This is a genomic window from Haloarcula sp. CBA1131 (assembly GCF_008728975.1).
Taxonomy (GTDB): Archaea; Halobacteriota; Halobacteria; order Halobacteriales; family Haloarculaceae; genus Haloarcula; species Haloarcula hispanica.
Genome location: NZ_RPCY01000001.1, coordinates 2,104,338 through 2,120,891, shown reverse-complemented (window position 1 = coordinate 2,120,891; position 16,554 = coordinate 2,104,338). Strand labels below are relative to the sequence as shown.

Genomic DNA, 16,554 nt, shown 5'->3' with positions numbered 1-16,554 from the left:
CTACCGAAGCTTCTTTCACCATCCCTTCGTCGGCTTGTGTATGCCCGGACCAACATTCCTCCGGGGCGAGACAATCACGCTCCGAACGGTCGAAGACGAAGACGTGTCGTTCCTGCAAGAGACCATCAACGACCCGGATGTCAGACACGGCCTCTCGGCCACGGAGCCGATCTCCGAACGGGCTGAACGCGAGTGGGTCGAATCCGTGGCCAGCGGCGAGTCCGATGACGTCCACCTGCTCGTCTGTGCTGACGGCGAGGCGGTCGGTATCATCGGGCTGAACGACGTCACGGACCGAATGGGTATGGCCGAGGTCGGCTACTGGCTCACGCCGGACGCGTGGGGCAACGGCTACGCGACCGACGCCGTCCGGACGCTCACCGAGTACGCCTTTCAGGAGCGGCGGTTCCACCGGGTGTACGCGAAGGTCTTCGCCGGCAACGAGGGGTCCCAACGCGTGCTCGAAAAGGCGGGGTTCAAGCGGGAGGGGACGATGCGGGACCACTGGTTCCGCGACGGCCGCTACGAGGACGTGTATCTCTATGGACTGCTAAAGGGCGAACTGGACCGCGGTGAGTAGCTACAACTCGGCGAGGCCACGCAGAACCGTGTCGAGGTCCGGTACAGTCCCGTCCAAATCATCGAATGCTGTCGCCGCCCGAACGCGACATCGCTTGTCAACGACGAACGCCGCTCGCTGCATGCTCCCGTCCTGTTTTCGGACGCCGAACTGCGCAGCGACGCCGTGGGTGTCGGCCAGCAGGGGGTAGGGAAGCGACAGCGCCGCCGCGAGTGACTGGCAGTCGTCGATACCCGCCGGGAGAACGCCAAAGACTGCTACAGCGTCCGAGACGCCTGCCCAGTCTGTCTCGGCTAACTCGGTGAGGAGGGTCCGCGAATCGGAGGCGTCGCCGGGAGCGAAGGCGACGACCGCCGGCGCGCGGTTCGTTGCGGCCGACAGCCGATAGGTACCAACACCTCCGCCAGCGGTCCCCTGCAGGTCGAAGTCCGGGGCCGGATCGCCAGGGCTGAGCATACCGAGCGAACGGGGAAGCGGGACAAAAGTCCCGCGACCTATAGTAGCCATTGAAAATCAGTGCACACCTGCTCGCACGACGGCAGTGCGATCAGTGTGTAATTCGTTTCAATTGTTACTATAGACAGGCGACTGCTCCCTGTGTAGGGACGCTGGCAGCGGCATCAGAGTGCGGCCAGCAGTCGTTGTCCGGGGGCATCTCGTAGCATTTGCTCCCCCGAGCTGGAGACGTTTCAGTCGCAAAGAAGCTTTATAAGCCGTCCGACCAACCACCGTCGTATGGGAATGGAGAATCTACCACAGGAGATTACAGCCCTCGTGGGTCGCGAGGTGTATTCGAAAAACGGCGTGTTCGTCGGCGAAGTCGAAGACCTTCGGCTGGAACTCGACCGCAAGGAAGTGACGGGGCTGGCACTCACCCAGCTCAACACGGAACTGTTCGACGAAGAAGTGAACACAGCCCGGGGCGTCATCATTCCGTACCGGTGGGTCCAGGCTGTCGGCGATGTCGTCATCGTCAGCGATATCGTCGAACGGCTCCGCCAGCCCGAGGCCGGCGACGAGGAAGAGGAAGTCCCCGCCTAGTTTCCGTTCGAACTCTCGCTACTGCTGTCGACACCCATCGCTTCGAACAGTTTCCGCTTGACTGCTTCTTCAGTGAGTTCTAGCAGGGTGTCTCTGTTGTCGTCGCTCGTATCTAAACCGGTGAAGATGCCGAGCGGTATCTCGACGCTGGCGTCCGTGGAGTGACCCGCCGTCTCGCCCATCCCGCCGAACGCGTCCGACAGCACTTTGCCGATGTTCATCCGGATATCCTTCGAGCGCGCGGCGAGGTAGATGGTGTCGTCGGCGATGGCAAACACGGCTGTGGTCGTGATGCCCTCCAGATTGAGGAGGTGCTGGGCCGCCTGCGCCAGCGCATCGCGATCCCGGATGAATCCGGCGTTGGAGACGAGATGGCTTCCCTGAACCTCGCGGTTCCGGATCGCTTCCGCGAGCACGTCGAGCGTCTCCGGACTCATCGACGGCGATTCGACCTGTTCGAGCGTGTCGTGGTCGGCGAAGGGATACAGGTACGCCGCGGCGGTCAGGTCCGCCGGCGTCGTGTCCCGTTTGAAATCCAGCGTCTCGGCGCGGATGCCGTACAGCAGCGCTGTGGCGACGCTCTGGTCGAGATTGAGGTCCAGTTCCTGAATGTATTTCGTGAGAATCGTCGACGTGGCCGAGATGTTCGGCCGGATATCGGAGAAGGCGGCGTCGTGTTCCAGTTCGTGTTCGTGCTCGTAGTGGTCGACGACGATGTCGACCGAGTCGATGGCCGGTTCGCCGCCCTTGGCAACGTCCACCAGCGCGAACGTGTCGTATTCGTCGAGGTCGACGTCCTCGTTCGATGTCAGTTCGATACCGAGGAGATTGACGAACGCGCGGTTCTCCTGGTGGCCAATCTCGCCCTCGTAGATGATGTCGGCCTCGACGTCGCGGCTCGCAGCGATGGCCCGCAACGCGGCCGCTGAAGCGATGGAGTCCGGGTCCGGCGACCGGTGGATAAGTATCGCCATGCGTTCCTCGGTCCCGTCGATGACGTCCCCGAGCTGTGAGGCCTTGTACTCCAGTTCCCCGGTTTCCAGCGCTCGAAGCGCCGAATCGGCGATGACCGCCGAGGGGTTGATGACCACGTCCGCACCGAGCTCAGTGAGGTCGTCGGCCGACACCGGGTCGTCGGCGCGGGCGACGATGAACTGCTCGCCGCCGGACTCCCGGATGTTCCGGACTGCTTCGGCGTTGGCGTTCACGTCCGGGGACATGATGAGCACCACGTCGCGGTCGGCGACCGTCTGGGCGACGTCAGTCTCGCAGATGTCTGCCTGCTGTGCGTTGAGGTCCTGATCGCGGAGCGCCTCGACTCGCCCCTCGTCCGCGTCGAGGATGAGTACGTCTTTCCCCTCCTCGACGAGTTCTTCCGCCACGGCGTGGCCAACACTCCCACACCCGAGGATGGCGTAGGTCGACATAGAGGCCATCGTGATGCCGCTGGCTGTACTCATTAGTGTCTGTATCGCTTGGCGTCAAGCCTCTTTAATGCCAGCTATTTCTCCAACAACTGGGAACGGCTCCCCGAAAGATCGGTTCGAGAGGGCGTCAAAGGGCGTCTAGTGTGGGCATAGTCGGACCCTGTGCGATTGGTCTCTCAGTTCAGCACCGCTAGCTGACTGGTGTGTACAAGAAACGTGAGACCGACCGACACGAGGCGTCCGAATGAAAACCTATTTTACCGGGCCGTCCAGAGCAATGAGTGCACTGGGCCGGTAGCTCAGTCTGGCAGAGCGACGGCCTCTTAAGCCGTCGGTCGAGGGTTCAAATCCCTTCCGGCCCGCTTTTGCGACGAACACTTCGTGAGGAGCAAAGCGGCTACGAAGCGGTTTTGAACGATGGAGCGAGCGACCTGTGGGAGCGAAGTTCCGGTGGTTCAAATCCCTTCCGGCCCGTATTCTTGCGCCGCGAACGAAACCGTGAGCGGCGCGAATTCGATAGGAATGGGTTTGAATGACGGCACGAGTGAGTGTCAACGAGCGAAGTGCAGGTAGTTCAAATCCCTTCCGGCCCGTTTTCCTGCGAACGACGGTGAGAAGTGAAAACTCCAGAAGGATTTGAAGTAAGGAGGGCGTGCACAGCGAAGCGAGCACGTCCGACCGTGGTTCAAATCCATTCCGGCCCGTTTTTGCGACGCCCTCTCTGTGAGAGCGAAGCAGCTACCGGGCGGAGTGAACGATGGAACGAGCGGCGGAAAGGGGGCGACGTTTACAGACTCAGCCACTCACGTCGTACAGGTCGTCAGTGTCGGTTGCGAGCACTGCGTTGACGACGACGCCGACCATCAGGACAATCGCGGCCACGTACGTGCTCGTGAGGATGAGGATGAGCCCGCTGAGAACGCCGTAGATGGCGTACTGTCCGGCGTTGGCGGCAAAGAACTGGATTGCCGCGTGGAGAGCGGTCCAGCCCATTGCGGTCGTCATCGCGCCGGGGAGGGCATCTTGTGGCGAACTCGCGACGCGTGACGGGACGAAATACAGGGGCAGCAGCGTAACGGTCAGCGCGACGAACAGGACGGCGAACCCGACGAGTACGCTCAGCGGGCCGGTAGCAAAGAGAGCCAAAAACACGCTCTGGACAAGTATCACCAGAACGGCGGCCGTAAGCGTCCCGAGGACAGTTGCGGCGTCACACACCTGCCGCGCGAGTGGCTGCTCTGTCACCGCCTCGATACGCTCGACGACGGTCAGGACGCCGACGGCGACGTTGGCACCGCTCCACGCCAGCACGACCACGGAGAGGACAGTCGCCGCTGTCCGGCCCGTCGCCGCCGTCAATCCCTCGTACAGCAGTTGCTGTGTGTCAGGGGTGAGAAACTGCGCGCCCGTGACTGAAACCACGCCGGCCAGTTGCCGGCCGAAGACGATGAAAACGAGCAACAGCACCGGCATGAGCGAGATGAACGCGTAGTACGCCAGCGACGTCGCGATGTACCTGATGTCGCTCTCGTACGCGATGCTGGCGACTGTCTTCGCAGTTGCCACCCACTCGGCTCGTCGCGCCATATCCCGAAAAGGGTGGAAGCAGGGAAACATGTTTGTGCTGAGATAACTGTGGTCGAGGGACAGCTACGACTGGTCGTCCGCAGACCGTCCTCAGCCCTCACGACGTACTGCGCCTGCAGGGCCACGTATGGTTAGCTCAGCCGTCCAATCGCTTTCGCATCTCGACGTGTGGGATGCCGGCTTCCTCGAATTCGTCGCTAACCGTTTCGTAGCCGAGTTGCCCGTAAAACGACTCGACGTGGGTCTGTGCGTGGAGTGTGAGCGTAGTCGCGCCGTCGTCGCGAGCGGCGTCTTCGACGGCTCGCATCAGCGCTGCGCCGACGCCGTCGCCCCGATAGGGCTTGCGGACCGCGACCCGTTCGACCTTGCCGACCGTGGACTCGGGGAACCGGAGCCGGGCGGTGCCGACAGGATACTCGCCGTCACGGGCCAGAAACTGGACGGCGTCCGAGTCGTTCCCGTCGAGTTCTTCGTCCTCGGAGACGCCCTGTTCCTCGACGAACACCGCTGTTCGGACGGCTGTTGCCGCGTCTTCGAACTGGTCCCAGGTCCCAACCTCGACAGCGTAGTCGCTCATGACCGCAACTTCGAGCGGGTCCCCTGTATGTGCTGTTACTGGGAATCGCCGAAACCATCAACACAGACCCGGGTGTAGCGGGCATGCATGACGTACGACTACGCTCGCGACCACGAGCACGAACTGTCGGCGGAGTATCTGTACGCCTCTGACGCAGAGGTTCTGGGAATCTACGACTCCGATGACTCTCTACAGGTCGACGTGGCCGTCATCTGCCCCGAATGCAGCGAGACACTCTGCCTGGAAACGACCGTCGACAAAGTCACGTCGTCCGGGACGGATCTGCCACTGGACGAAGACTACTACGACTAATCGACGTATCCGCAATAATTTTTTCCGCGGCGCGAGTACGGCCGTCCGCTATGTCCGACTTCGACACGTTCGAGTGTTCGAGCTGTGGTGAGTCGTTCAAAGCGTACCCCGACGCGAATGCAGCACGGAAAGAAGCGTGTAGTCCGACCTGCGAAACCGCGGTATAATCAGCTGCGGCTTTTTACATCCCCTTCGGTTGTCAGCGTTAGCTGTCGGGGCTGTAGTTGGGCGCTTCGTCCGTAATCATCACGTCGTGCGGGTGGCTCTCCTGCTGTCCGGCCGCGGAGACCCGCACGAACTCGGCGCGTTGCTTGAACTCGGGAATCGTCTCGGCCCCGACGTAGCCCATCCCGGACTGCATCCCGCCGACGAGCTGGTGGAGTTCGGAGGCCAGCGAACCCTTGTACGGCGTCGCGGCTTCGACGCCCTCGGGGACGAACTCCTCGCCCTCCTCGTCGTCCTTGAGGTAGCGCTCGCCGCCACCCTCGTTCATCGCGCCGACGCTGCCCATCCCGCGGTACTGCTTGTACTTCTTGCCGTTCATCGTGATGACGCGGCCCGGAGCCTCGTCGGTCCCGGCGAAGTACGAGCCAAGCATCACCGCGTCCGCACCCGCGGCGATGGCCTTGATGGCGTCCCCGGAGTAGCGGATGCCACCGTCGGCGATGACCGGCACGTCGTGCTGGCTCGCCACGTCAGCGACCTGCGCGACGGCGGTGATCTGGGGCATTCCCGCACCGGTGACCACGCGGGTCGTACAGATGGAACCGGGACCGATACCGACCTTGACGCCGTCGGCGAAGTCGACGACGGCCTCGGCGGCTTCCCGGGTGCCGATGTTCCCGACGACCACGTCGGCGTCTACTTCGGCCTTGATCTCGCGGGCGCTCTCGATGACGTTCGCGTTGTGGGCGTGCGCGCAGTCGATGAACAGGATGTCGACGCCGGCCTCGTCTGCGACCTGCGCGCGGTCCATCTCGAAGGGACCGACGGCGGCACCACAGCGGAGCGAGCCGTCGTCCGCGCGGGCGGCCTGGTCGTACTCGCGGCGCTGGAGGATGCCCTGCATCGTGACCAGCCCGACGAGCCGGTTCTCGTCGTCGACGATGGGGACGCGCTCGATCTTGTGGTCGTACATCAGTTCCAGCGCCTCACGGGGCGTCACGTCCTCGGGGGCGGTGACGACTTCGTCGGTCATCGCGTCCGTGACGGCGTCGTCCTCGCCGACCTCCAGATACGGCCGGATGTCCGTCCCGGAGATGATGCCCAGCACTGCGCCGTTGTCGTCGTCGACGACCGGCGCGCCGGAGACACCCTCGTGTTCCATCATCTCGTCGACCTCACTGACGGTCTGGTTCGGGCTGGCCGTCACGACGTCGCGGATGATGAGCTCGTCGGCGCGTTTGACTCGCTCGATCTCGGTCGCCATCTCGTCGGCGTTCATGTTGCGGTGGAGGACGCCGATACCACCCTGTCGCGCCATCGCGATCGCCATGTCGCTCTCGGTGACGGTGTCCATCGCCGCGGAGAGGACGGGAACGGTCAGCTCGACGGATTTCGAGACCCGCGTCGTCGTGTCTGCCTCGTCTGGTTCGACCCGGGACTCCTTGGGTCTGAGGAGTACGTCGTCGAACGTCAGCGCCTCCGGCACTCGGAGCTTCTCTGAGAAAGGCTCGGAATCGTTCGCCATGTAAATCGTCCACGACGGCCCGGCAAAAACGTTGCGAGACTCGGCGCTACGTGGGGTTCGATGCCACACTTGTCTCGGGAAGCCCGTTCCAGAAATACGCCCGTGATGCCGCACTTGTCATTCCCTGCTCTCGAAGGTGAGACATTCGTCCACAAACATCGAGGTATTTCGGAGAATCGGTGGCGTATGTGCGCAGTTCTCACGCAACGGTTATGTGGGAATGAAGGATAATTAAAAACATGCGACTCACCGAACCCGCACGGAACGGTACTGCCCGCCAGATGACGCCTACAGCGTCGGGCAACACAGCGTTCGCGTGGTTCGGTACCAAGTTCTGGCAGTTCTGTCGTGTTTGTCAGGACCGAGTGAGAACCTCCCGACGGGAGTTGGGTTACGCTCGACCGTAACACGACATGAGTATCTCCAGACACCCGATTGCACTCGACATCGAGCAGCAGGTCGGCCGCGGTGGCCGGCTTCTAGCGACAGTCATGGGTCTGCCGCTCGTCGACGGCATCTTCCCGGTGCTCGTCCTCGCGGGGGCACTCTCGACCTGGATGGGCGTCCTCGAAGTAGGCTTGCTGGTCTTCGGCGGGTCGGCCACCGTCGCCGTCGTGCTGGCCGAGCTCGAAGGCGGTCCCCGCCAGCAGGCCCGCGCGGTACTCATCATCGGAGCCGTATTGATGCCGATTGCGCTCATCGAAGCAGCGCTCGCACCGACGATTGCGGGGGTTGTCAAACTGGGCACCCTCGAACGATTCGCCGGCCTCGTCATCCTCGCCATCGCCGCACAGACCGCAAGCGCCCGGATCGGCGAGTACCTGCCGCGTCCAGCCGTCATCGTCGTGCTCGGCCTGCTGGCCAGCCTCGACCCCGCCGGCGCGACGCTGGTCACCGCCATCGAACCCGGCGTCTTGCTCCGGGCGGCCGCTACCACTGGCGTCGGTATCGGCTTCGCCCTCGCCGTCGCGCTGGCGAGTCCGTGGCTCCGCAACGCCGTCGACATAGACCGGTTCCGCTTCGGCAGCGCTGTCGCGCTCGGCGTGCTCGCCCTCTCCGTCCTCGGCGTGATGCCGACCGACGCACCAGTCGCGCTGGCCGTGCTCGCCGTCACGGCGCTGCTGTCGTTCGATCCGGAGAACGCCCGCACGCGCCACACGGAATACCGCCCCGACGCTGTGGACCTCACCGCCGCCTTCGCCGACGGCGGCGCGTCCCAGGGCGTCGCAGCCGACGAACAGACCGACGAAGGGGCCGCGGTCGAGTACGAACCGGATCAGGAACGCGCCCCGTGGCTGTGACGAGGGAGAACTTTTAGGCCTCTCAGGCCCGGTCGTCCGGTATGAGCGACAATCGCGTGGTCCAGGGTCGGATGCAGACCCCCGAGAGCCTGGCCGAACTCATCGAAGGAGACGGTGTTATGGACGCAGAGCCTATCGAAGACGCCGATGACGACTGCCCGGAATGCGGCGAGAACGTCATCTCCGTGGGGTACATGCCCTCTGCGCTGGAGTTTGTTACTGGATACAAGTGCCAAGAGTGCGACTGGTCCGACACCGACCGCGACTGAGCGCCGTCTGCCAATCGAAATCCCTTTAATGCGAGTCGGCTTACGCCGGAGTGCGGGGTCGTGGCCTAGTCCGGGAAGGCGGCTGACTCCAGAGGCCACGCGCCTGGGACGACACTTCGAGGGCTGATATACTGAGCGGCCGGCTGATCACCGGTTCGCGACGATGACCCTCTGGAGTTCCGAGGCGCAGGACGGAGATATCAGCCGATCGGGGGTTCAAATCCCTCCGACCCCATTTCCTGCCGCGAGCTATAACGCGAGCGGCAGAACTGTTGAGAGGTGGATTTGAGCCACGCGAGACGAACGAAGTGAGTCTCGCAGTCAGGTGAATAATCTCCGATCCCATACTGTTACTCTTCCGGATCCGTCTGTTCGTTTGTTTTCGCCGTAGTCGTACGTCTAAGCCCCTTCAGTCTCGGTTTTCACCCTCTCGACGCAGCCAGAGCGTTCCGAACACGGCTCCGAGTCGGCGTCAGGTTTGGGAGGGCAACACTGCCCCAGTCCAATGAGTTTACTTCATGGCGGCTATCTGCCCACGCATGAGCCAGTTATTACGCGATTTACTTGCCGGAAACGCCGACCACGCGGCGGAGTTCCGGGACCGGTTCGACCAGGTCCAGAACTCGCAAACGCCCGACGCCGTCACGGTCTGTTGCTCCGATTCGCGGGTGCTCCAGGACCATATGTGGGGCAACAGCGAGCCGGGACATCTCTTCACCTGTAGCAATATCGGAAACCGAGTCATCCAGCGGACCGCGTCCGGCGAGGCGGTCTCGGGTGACGTGTTGTACCCCATCGAGCACACGATGACCGAAACCGCCATCGTCGTCGGCCACACCGGCTGTGGAGCGGTGACGGCGACCTACGACGACCTGACGGACGGCCTCGATGAGCCGGCCGGGATCGAGCACTGTCTCGGCGTTCTCAAACCGCATCTCGAGCCCGCGCTGGAACACCTTCCCGAAGACATCGAGCGAGCGGCGGCTGTCAACCGACTCGTCGAGTACAACGTCGACAGGCAAGTCGAGTTCCTCCGCAGCAGCGACGACGTTCCCGACGCCGTCGAGGTATTCGGCGTCGTCTACGACTTTCAGGACGTGTACGGCGGCCGACGGGGAGAAGTCCACGTCATCAACGTCGACGGTGAAACCGATGTCGACGCACTCCGAGCGGCCCATCCCGATATCGACTCGCGGATTAACCGCCTCTGGGAGTACTAGTCCCGCTATCGACTCTCTCTTTGTTCGACCTTGTTCAGTTCGATCAGGAGTCGGAAAATCGCTTTCACGAGGTTCTCGTCAACGTCGAACTGCTCCGCGTTGTCGCCGGCGCGGTCCATGACGGCTTGCTCCTGTTGCTCGTCGGTCGTCGGCAGCCCCTTCTCGTCTTTGACCTGTGCGATGGTGTCGGCCACGTAGGTTCGCTGTGCGATCTTCTCGACGATCTCCTGGTCGATAGTCCGGATTTCGTCGCGCAGTTCGTCCAGCGACATGTCCTCTGGGTTCGGGTTCGTGCTCATACTGTGTGTGTTCCCTTGGTCTGTGTCGTCGTCAGCCAGGTCGCTCCGGGTCGCTCGTCCCAGGCGTCCTGTACGGCTTCGAGTGCGGCCCGCTCGCCAACGGCAGTGAACGACGGCCCCGTCCCCGACAGCGAGACGCCTTCGACGTGCTGGAGCGCGTCGAGTACCGGGTCCGTCTCGAAGTCCAGCGCGGCCGAGAACGCGAGGCCGTTGACCGTCATGGCCCGCTGATAGTCGCCGTCGAGTGCGAGGTCCTCGACGAGGCGGGCCATCGGTGCGATCTGGCGGCATCGCTCGACATCCGCGTCAGCACTGAACGACTGTTCCGGCGGCGTCCAGACGAGCACGTCCCAGTCGATTTCCTCGCGGGCAAGGAGCGCGTCGTCCTCGTTGTCGGTGACGGTGACACCGCCGAGCATCGACGCCGACGCGTCGTCGAAGGCCCCGGTGACGGTGACGCCCACGTCGCGGGCGGCCATGACGCCGAGGCGGGCCATGTCCTCGCGGCTCATCCGCTCAGTCGCGTCGAGTGCGTCGAGCGTCGCCATGACGGTCGCGTTTGCGGCCGCACTGGAGCTTTTGAGCCCCGACGCCATCGGAACCTCGCTCTCTGTGCGGACAGTCCCGCCGGAGACCGCCGGGACGCCCACGTTCTGTGGGCCGCCGTGGGCGTCGATAACGTACTCGACACACCGTTCGATGAGCCGCGTGTCGGCGTCCGGAGCACCATCCACCTCGCCAGTGACACCGTCGGTCTCAGTCGAGAGCGTGACGGTCGCTGTCGTGTACTCGTCGATAGCAAACGCCGCACCGCGGCCGGTCGCGAGCGCGTTGAGGACCGTCCCTGCTGCGGGCGCTGCTGCCTTCCCTTCCATCGACGTGTACTCCCTCGCGGACCTATTTACTAACTGCGATACCCCTGTAGCGGTCACGTTGACCGCAGTACGAAGCGATAGCGTCGCAGTAAGACGGGCAACACTATACCGATCAGTTCGAAGGGAACCAGCAACGGGAAATGAGCATCGGGAACGCACTCCGGGGAGTCACGGCAGGCATCGCGGTTCTGGGCTACGTCAGCCTGTTTCTGTTGTTGCAGGTCCGGGCGGCCTCAGTGTCAGTGCTGGCGGGAATTGCGGTACTCGCTACTGCTGCACTCGCCGTCGCTGGCGGCCGGCCCGCAGTTCGCCAGGTTCTGGGTCGCGGGTCGTCATCTCAGGAGGACGCGACCGGGTGGTGGCTCGCTCGCGTCGAACCCGCGCTCGAAGACGCCTGGAACACGTATGCGGACCTCGTGCTAACGGTCGGCCTGTGGGGCATCAGTATCGGCTCCTTCGGCGGACTCGTAACCTATCCCGGCGACGAACCGCCGTTTGGCCTCGCTATGACCGGGTTCCTGTCGATGGTCTGTGGACTCATCTCGCTCGGATTTCTCATCGATTCGAGGTACGAGTAGCGGCCGGTGGGACGGCTTCGACGCATACGGATTGTTTGCGCGATGTCCCGGTCTGTTCCGACGCCGGGAGCTACCCGGAAATAATCTACACTGTCCCGTCTCAGGCCGGGAAGAGGAGGTACGGGACGATGAACAGTAACAGAAACATGAACAGAAGGATGAGGCCGTAGCCGGCGAGTGTCCCGGCGGCTGTCAGCCAGGCCGGATGGTCGAACTGCTCGGTGATGTTTGCCATACCGAGCAGTTCAATCGGGGACAGTATAGTGGTTTGGGAGGAGAAGGCACTGACAGACCGAACTACCCGCAATGTCCTGCTTGTGATTGATAACGGTAGTCTTTCAACCATCGGTTCAGTACACTGGCAAAAATGTATATCGTCATCGTCGGCGCCGGTGATATCGGGTCGCCGTTGCTTGAAATCGCGACAGCAGGCGGCAACGAGGTCGTTGCCATCGAAAGGGACGAGGAGCGAGCGGAACGTGCGTCGAGACAGTACGACTGTCTCGTTATCAACGACGATGCGACGTCGAAAGACACGCTAGAGGACGCCGGTGCGGACCGTGCCGATGCGCTCATATCGACGACCGATCAGGACGCGACGAACATCATGGTCTGTCTGCTGGCACAGGAACTGGAAGTGCCGGACATCGTCTCGGTCGTCCACAACCCCGAGCACATGAACGTGTTCCGCCAGATCGGCGTCAACACGATGCAGAACCCACAGCGGCTCATCGCCGAGTACCTCTATCGGGCCGTCAAGCGGCCGTCTATCGTCGATTTCATGCGTATCGGCGACCAGGCGGAAGTATTCGAGATCACTGTCACACCCGGCGCACCGATTGCGGGTAAGACGTTGCAGGAGGCCAATACGGAAGGCCTCATCGGCGGCCAGACGCTCATCGTGGCCATCGAGCGCAACGGCGAGGGCGACCCGATAACACCCCGCGGCAATACACGTATCGAGGCCGACGACCTCCTCACGGTCTACTCGGGAGACGGCGCGACGCCGGAGGTGACCGACATCTTCGGTCACGCCGAGGACCACGGCTGATATGTCACAACGGAACGGTGGGCTGTTCCCGACGGACCTGCGGACCATCGCCCGCGATATCGGCTCGCTCCTGCTGATGGAGGCCGGGCTGATGACGATCACGGCCGCCATTGCGCTTGGCTTTCGGGAGTTCCACGCCGCTCTTGGGTTCTTCACCGCGGCTGGGATGACCGCCGCTGTCGGCGGTCTCGCGAACCGTGGGTTCACCGACGCGCCGGCCCCACAGATGAAACACGGCATGGTCATCGCCGCCGGCGGGTGGCTGATGGTCGCCACGTTCGGCTCGCTCCCGTTCCTGTTGACCGCGTGGTTCACGCCCCCCGCCGTCATGGATACGTTCGTCCCAGTCGGGACGGACACGAGTACATGGGAGCCGATCAGAGTCGGTGGGACGACGACGCTCTCCAGTCTGGCGTACTTCCGGAACCCGCTCCACGCCTTCTTCGAGAGCATGAGCGGGTGGACCGGGAGCGGCCTGACGATGGCGATTCACGAGCCGTCGCTTCCCCGCGCAGTGCAGTGGTGGCGGTCGTTCATCCAGTACGTCGGCGGCGTCGGCGTCATCGTCCTGACCGTCTCTATCCTGTCACGGCCCGGCAGCGGCAGTTACGCGCTCTACCAGAGCGAGGCCCGCGAGGAGAAGATCCACCCGAGCGTCGTCTCCACCGTCCGAACGGTCTGGAAACTCGTCGTCGGCTACACGGTGCTCTCGTTCGCGCTCCTGTTCGGTGCCATCCTCGCCAGCGATAGCGAGTACGCCGAGTCGCTCCCCCTGTGGGAGGTCGCCTGGCAGGCGCTCAACCACGCCATGACCGGGCTCACGACTGGCGGGTTCTCGGTCACGGACAACTCGATTGCGACGTACAACTCGCCGCTCGTCGAAACCGTTCTGTTGCCGATCATGATTCTCGGTGCGGTCGCGTTCCCGGTCCACTACGTCGTCTTGCACGACAGGCAGATTCGCGAACTGGTGTCGGACTTACAGACTCGCTGGCTGTTCATCCTGCTCGCGCTCGGCGTCGTCGCGCTCTCGGCACAGAACGTATGGTCCGTGCCCGCGACGACTGAGGCGTTTGCCACCCAGTCGTTCCTGCCGTTTTCGGTGCCGATGCTCGACGCCGCACAGCTCGATGCGGTCCGGGACTCGACGTTCCAGTGGGTCAGCGCCCTCAGCTGTACCGGGTTCCAGTCGGCCCCGATCGGCCGCTGGCTCGCTGGCGGGAAAGTGCTCGTGGTCGGCGCGATGGTGCTCGGCGGCGCTGCCGGGTCCACCGTCGGCGGCATCAAGATCATCCGTGGCTACACCATCGCTCGCGGCATCATCTGGCAGTTCTCGCGGGTGTTCCTCCCGACGAACGCGGTGATTACGGCCCGCATCGGGGACCGGACGCTTGACCGCGAGTCGATGGAACGGGAGTTCAGCGAAGCGGCCATCGTCACGCTGCTGTGGCTCATCATTCTGGTGACCAGCAGCGTCGTCCTCACCAACGTCGCGGGACCGGAGTTCGGCTACGCCGATGCCCTGTTTGAAGTCGCCAGCGCGCAGGGGAACGTCGGCCTCTCCTCGGGCATCACCGGCCCGTCGATGCCCCCGCTTGCAGAGGGGATGTTCGTGCTGAATATGTGGGTCGGCCGGCTGGAAATCATCCCGATACTCGTGTTCATCCGCGCTGGACTGTACGGGCTGGAACCGTAGTTGAGCGGGCGGCCCCTTACTCTCCGTCGTCGGGATAGACCTCGCCGAGGAACATCCAGCGTGCCTTCGTTCCACCCTCGGGCCGGGATTCCTGTTTGACGTGGTAGAGATACGGACCGTGGGGACAGTCGTCACAGCCCTGAGCACAGGAAGCCAGCTTTACCACCTCAGTGTAGCCGTCGCGTTCGGTTGCCCGGATGATGTCTTCGTTGGGACCCGGTTCTATCGGCGACGCCGTCTCGTCGTGGAACTGCAGCAGTTCCTGCGCGTAGATGATCGTGTTGCGGAGTTCTTCAGGCGTCAACTCCGGTAGGTCCGTCGCCACCCGGTCCGGAACCCCCTCAGGTGGTGTCGGTTCGTCTGCAGGACTGGTCATACCGAAGTCTCCGTCGGGTAGGTACATAACTGAACTGCCAGCTAGAACTGCCGACGGAACGAGTCTCCCGGACTCACTCGTTCCAGAACGCGCCGGTGAATATCACGAACACCGGGATGATCTCCAGTCGACCGATCCACATCAGGAATATCATCAGCAGTTTGCTGGTCTCCGGGAAGAGTTCGTAGGTCCCGAACGGCCCCAGAAACCCGAACCCGGGACCGATGTTCCCGATGGTCGCCAGGCTTGCGCTGATGGCTTCGAAGACAGTCAGGTCGAGCCCGACACGGCCCGCATCGAGGAGGAGAAACACTGTCGCGACACCGAACGTGAGCAGGTACAACAGCGTGAACCCGTATATCGCGTTGATGACGTCCTCGTCGATGACCTGCCCGCCGAGCCGAACTGGTTTGACAGCGCTGGGATGAGCTGTCGTGAACAGTTGGCGTCGGATGCTCTTGAGCACGACCAGCCATCGGACTATCTTGACACCGCCACCGGTCGACCCTGCGGAGCCACCGATGAACATCGCGAACAACAGGACTCCCTTTGCGGTGTTACCCCATTCGGCGAAGTTACTGGTCGCGTACCCGGTCGAGTTCAGCAGCGAGGCGACCTGGAATGTGGCTTGCCGGAGCGAGTTCTCCAGTGCTCCCTGTGTCACACCGCCGAGTTCGAGCGGCGGCGCGGACCCGGTAAAGAGCAGTCCCCAGAGGATGACGGCCACGCCGGCGTTCGCACCGAGGTACGCCTGGAGTTCGCGGTCCTGAAGGAAGGCGGCGTACTCGTCCTGTAACAGGAGGTAAAACAGCGCGAAGTTCATCCCGGCGATGAGCATGAACGGGATGACGACCCACTGGACGGCCGGTGAGAAGTAGGCGATGCTCTCGGCCTGGGGGGAGAACCCGCCGGTGGGCAGCGTCGTGAACCCGTGTGCGACGGCATTATACGCATCCATGTTCGGTGCGTAGCCCGTGTAATGGAGGCCGAGCAGAATGAGGATATACAGAACGGTAAAGCCCAGATAGAACAGCCAGAGGAGCCGTGCGGTTTCGGCTATCTTCGGCGTCAGCTTCTGGAGTTCGGGGCCGGGCGCTTCGGATTCGATCAACTGCGCCCCGTTGACGGCCGCTTCCGGAAGAATGGCGACCATCAGAACGATGATACCCATCCCGCCGAGCCACTGGGTGAGCTGTCGCCACATCAACAGCGCATGCGAGTGGCGGGCAAACGAGATTTCGTTGGTGACAGTCGCCCCGGTCGTCGTGAAGCCGGACATCGACTCGAACAGCGCGTTCACGGGTTCACCGAGCGCTGATTCGGTCCCGTACCCGGCGATAACGTAGGGGATCGCGCCGATAACCGCGACAGCACCCCAGGAGAGGCCGACGAACAGCAGCGCCTCGCGTGGCCCGAGTTCGTGACTGTCGCTGGCTTGCTCCAGCGCTATGCCGAGCGTGATGGCGATCGCGATAGAAATCAGGAAGACGACGGTATCTTCTCCGTACAGAAAACTGATCCCGAGCGGGACCAGCATTGCGACGGCGAGATACTTGATTACTGTGCCGGTCAGGGCGACACTCTGTCGCCAGTCGACGCGAACCGACATCACTGATCACCGACCATTAACTGACGCTCACACTCCCGATATGAAAAAGCCCCACGTTCCAACAGC

Annotated in this window: 19 protein-coding genes and 2 tRNA genes; 11 read left to right on the top strand and 10 right to left on the bottom strand. The window is 63.0% G+C overall.

The genetic code is table 11. The features are described from left to right. Window positions 1-40 precede the first annotated feature (40 nt). Window positions 41-580 (top strand): GNAT family N-acetyltransferase, encoded by a 540-nt coding sequence (locus Har1131_RS10815; RefSeq protein WP_151146394.1) that lies wholly within the window; start codon window positions 41-43, stop codon window positions 578-580. Here the strand turns inward: Har1131_RS10815 and Har1131_RS10810 are convergent, their stop codons facing one another. Further along, the gene (locus Har1131_RS10810; protein WP_014040242.1) at window positions 581-1,036 is read right to left on the bottom strand and encodes a redoxin domain-containing protein; all 456 of its coding nucleotides are present in this window, start codon (window positions 1,034-1,036) and stop codon (window positions 581-583) included. A gap of 285 nt (window positions 1,037-1,321) precedes the next feature. Here Har1131_RS10810 and Har1131_RS10805 point away from each other — a divergent pair, with 285 nt between their 5' ends. Beyond that, the gene (locus Har1131_RS10805) at window positions 1,322-1,621 is read left to right on the top strand and encodes a PRC-barrel domain-containing protein (RefSeq protein WP_008309371.1); all 300 of its coding nucleotides are present in this window, start codon (window positions 1,322-1,324) and stop codon (window positions 1,619-1,621) included. Here the strand turns inward: Har1131_RS10805 and Har1131_RS10800 are convergent. Then, entirely contained in the window at window positions 1,618-3,081 is a 1,464-nt protein-coding gene (locus Har1131_RS10800; RefSeq protein WP_023843248.1) for a DHH family phosphoesterase, read from the bottom strand. The genes Har1131_RS10805 and Har1131_RS10800 overlap by 4 nt on opposite strands. Before the next feature lie 255 nt (window positions 3,082-3,336). Here Har1131_RS10800 and Har1131_RS10795 point away from each other — a divergent pair. Continuing rightward, window positions 3,337-3,410: transfer RNA gene (locus Har1131_RS10795), tRNA-Lys, on the top strand. Window positions 3,411-3,843: 433 nt separating this feature from the next. Here the strand turns inward: Har1131_RS10795 and Har1131_RS10790 are convergent. Together Har1131_RS10790 and Har1131_RS10785 are read right to left on the bottom strand one after the other, a co-directional pair. Continuing rightward, entirely contained in the window at window positions 3,844-4,635 is a 792-nt protein-coding gene (locus tag Har1131_RS10790; RefSeq protein WP_050037994.1) for a YihY/virulence factor BrkB family protein, read from the bottom strand. A 136-nt stretch (window positions 4,636-4,771) separates the two neighbouring features. Beyond that, complete coding sequence (locus Har1131_RS10785; protein WP_050037995.1) at window positions 4,772-5,212, bottom strand: GNAT family N-acetyltransferase; 441 nt, start codon at window positions 5,210-5,212, stop codon at window positions 4,772-4,774. An 87-nt stretch (window positions 5,213-5,299) separates the two neighbouring features. Between Har1131_RS10785 and Har1131_RS10780 the strand changes: the two genes are divergently transcribed. Continuing rightward, window positions 5,300-5,524: a hypothetical protein gene (locus Har1131_RS10780; RefSeq protein ID WP_014040247.1), complete on the top strand. Its 225-nt coding sequence runs from the start codon at window positions 5,300-5,302 to the stop codon at window positions 5,522-5,524. Window positions 5,525-5,729: 205 nt separating this feature from the next. Here Har1131_RS10780 and guaB read toward each other — a convergent pair whose 3' ends face one another. Beyond that, entirely contained in the window at window positions 5,730-7,214 is a 1,485-nt protein-coding gene (gene guaB, locus Har1131_RS10775; protein WP_050037996.1) for an IMP dehydrogenase, read from the bottom strand. 413 nt (window positions 7,215-7,627) lie between these two features. Here guaB and Har1131_RS10770 point away from each other — a divergent pair, with 413 nt between their 5' ends. The 4 genes from Har1131_RS10770 (at window position 7,628) to Har1131_RS10755 (ending at window position 10,004) form a co-directional block, all read left to right on the top strand. After that, window positions 7,628-8,515 (top strand): DUF5794 domain-containing protein, encoded by an 888-nt coding sequence (locus Har1131_RS10770; protein WP_014040250.1) that lies wholly within the window; start codon window positions 7,628-7,630, stop codon window positions 8,513-8,515. 41 nt (window positions 8,516-8,556) lie between these two features. Beyond that, entirely contained in the window at window positions 8,557-8,784 is a 228-nt protein-coding gene (locus Har1131_RS10765; protein ID WP_004961693.1) for a DUF5795 family protein, read from the top strand. A 54-nt stretch (window positions 8,785-8,838) separates the two neighbouring features. Continuing rightward, window positions 8,839-9,019, top strand: a tRNA-Trp gene (locus Har1131_RS10760). Window positions 9,020-9,323: 304 nt separating this feature from the next. Next, window positions 9,324-10,004 (top strand): carbonic anhydrase, encoded by a 681-nt coding sequence (locus Har1131_RS10755; RefSeq protein WP_151146391.1) that lies wholly within the window; start codon window positions 9,324-9,326, stop codon window positions 10,002-10,004. A gap of 5 nt (window positions 10,005-10,009) precedes the next feature. Here the strand turns inward: Har1131_RS10755 and Har1131_RS10750 are convergent, their stop codons facing one another. Together Har1131_RS10750 and Har1131_RS10745 are read right to left on the bottom strand one after the other, a co-directional pair. Continuing rightward, window positions 10,010-10,303 carry a chorismate mutase gene (locus Har1131_RS10750; protein ID WP_008309354.1) on the bottom strand — a complete coding sequence of 98 codons (294 nt, stop codon included), beginning with the start codon at window positions 10,301-10,303 and terminating at the stop codon, window positions 10,010-10,012. Then, window positions 10,300-11,178 carry a shikimate kinase gene (locus Har1131_RS10745; RefSeq protein WP_014040253.1) on the bottom strand — a complete coding sequence of 293 codons (879 nt, stop codon included), beginning with the start codon at window positions 11,176-11,178 and terminating at the stop codon, window positions 10,300-10,302. The genes Har1131_RS10750 and Har1131_RS10745 overlap by 4 nt, the downstream gene beginning before the upstream one ends. A 140-nt stretch (window positions 11,179-11,318) precedes the next feature. On the opposite strand from Har1131_RS10745, the gene Har1131_RS10740 reads away from it, so the two are divergent. After that, the gene (locus Har1131_RS10740; protein ID WP_014040254.1) at window positions 11,319-11,756 is read left to right on the top strand and encodes a hypothetical protein; all 438 of its coding nucleotides are present in this window, start codon (window positions 11,319-11,321) and stop codon (window positions 11,754-11,756) included. Between the two features lie 100 nt (window positions 11,757-11,856). Here Har1131_RS10740 and Har1131_RS22535 read toward each other — a convergent pair whose 3' ends face one another. After that, window positions 11,857-11,991 carry a hypothetical protein gene (locus Har1131_RS22535; RefSeq protein ID WP_014040255.1) on the bottom strand — a complete coding sequence of 45 codons (135 nt, stop codon included), beginning with the start codon at window positions 11,989-11,991 and terminating at the stop codon, window positions 11,857-11,859. Window positions 11,992-12,123: 132 nt separating this feature from the next. Between Har1131_RS22535 and Har1131_RS10735 the strand changes: the two genes are divergently transcribed. Together Har1131_RS10735 and Har1131_RS10730 are read left to right on the top strand one after the other, a co-directional pair. After that, the gene (locus tag Har1131_RS10735; RefSeq protein WP_151103339.1) at window positions 12,124-12,807 is read left to right on the top strand and encodes a TrkA family potassium uptake protein; all 684 of its coding nucleotides are present in this window, start codon (window positions 12,124-12,126) and stop codon (window positions 12,805-12,807) included. Between the two features lies 1 nt (window position 12,808). Further along, window positions 12,809-14,503 (top strand): potassium transporter TrkG, encoded by a 1,695-nt coding sequence (locus tag Har1131_RS10730; RefSeq protein ID WP_151146388.1) that lies wholly within the window; start codon window positions 12,809-12,811, stop codon window positions 14,501-14,503. A gap of 16 nt (window positions 14,504-14,519) precedes the next feature. Here the strand turns inward: Har1131_RS10730 and Har1131_RS10725 are convergent, their stop codons facing one another. Both Har1131_RS10725 and Har1131_RS10720 read right to left on the bottom strand, forming a co-directional pair. Then, window positions 14,520-14,879: a hypothetical protein gene (locus Har1131_RS10725; protein ID WP_014040258.1), complete on the bottom strand. Its 360-nt coding sequence runs from the start codon at window positions 14,877-14,879 to the stop codon at window positions 14,520-14,522. Window positions 14,880-14,952: 73 nt separating this feature from the next. Next, a complete protein-coding gene (locus tag Har1131_RS10720; RefSeq protein ID WP_050038002.1) occupies window positions 14,953-16,488 on the bottom strand; it encodes a TrkH family potassium uptake protein in 1,536 nt (511 codons plus the stop codon). Window positions 16,489-16,554: the final 66 nt, after the last annotated feature.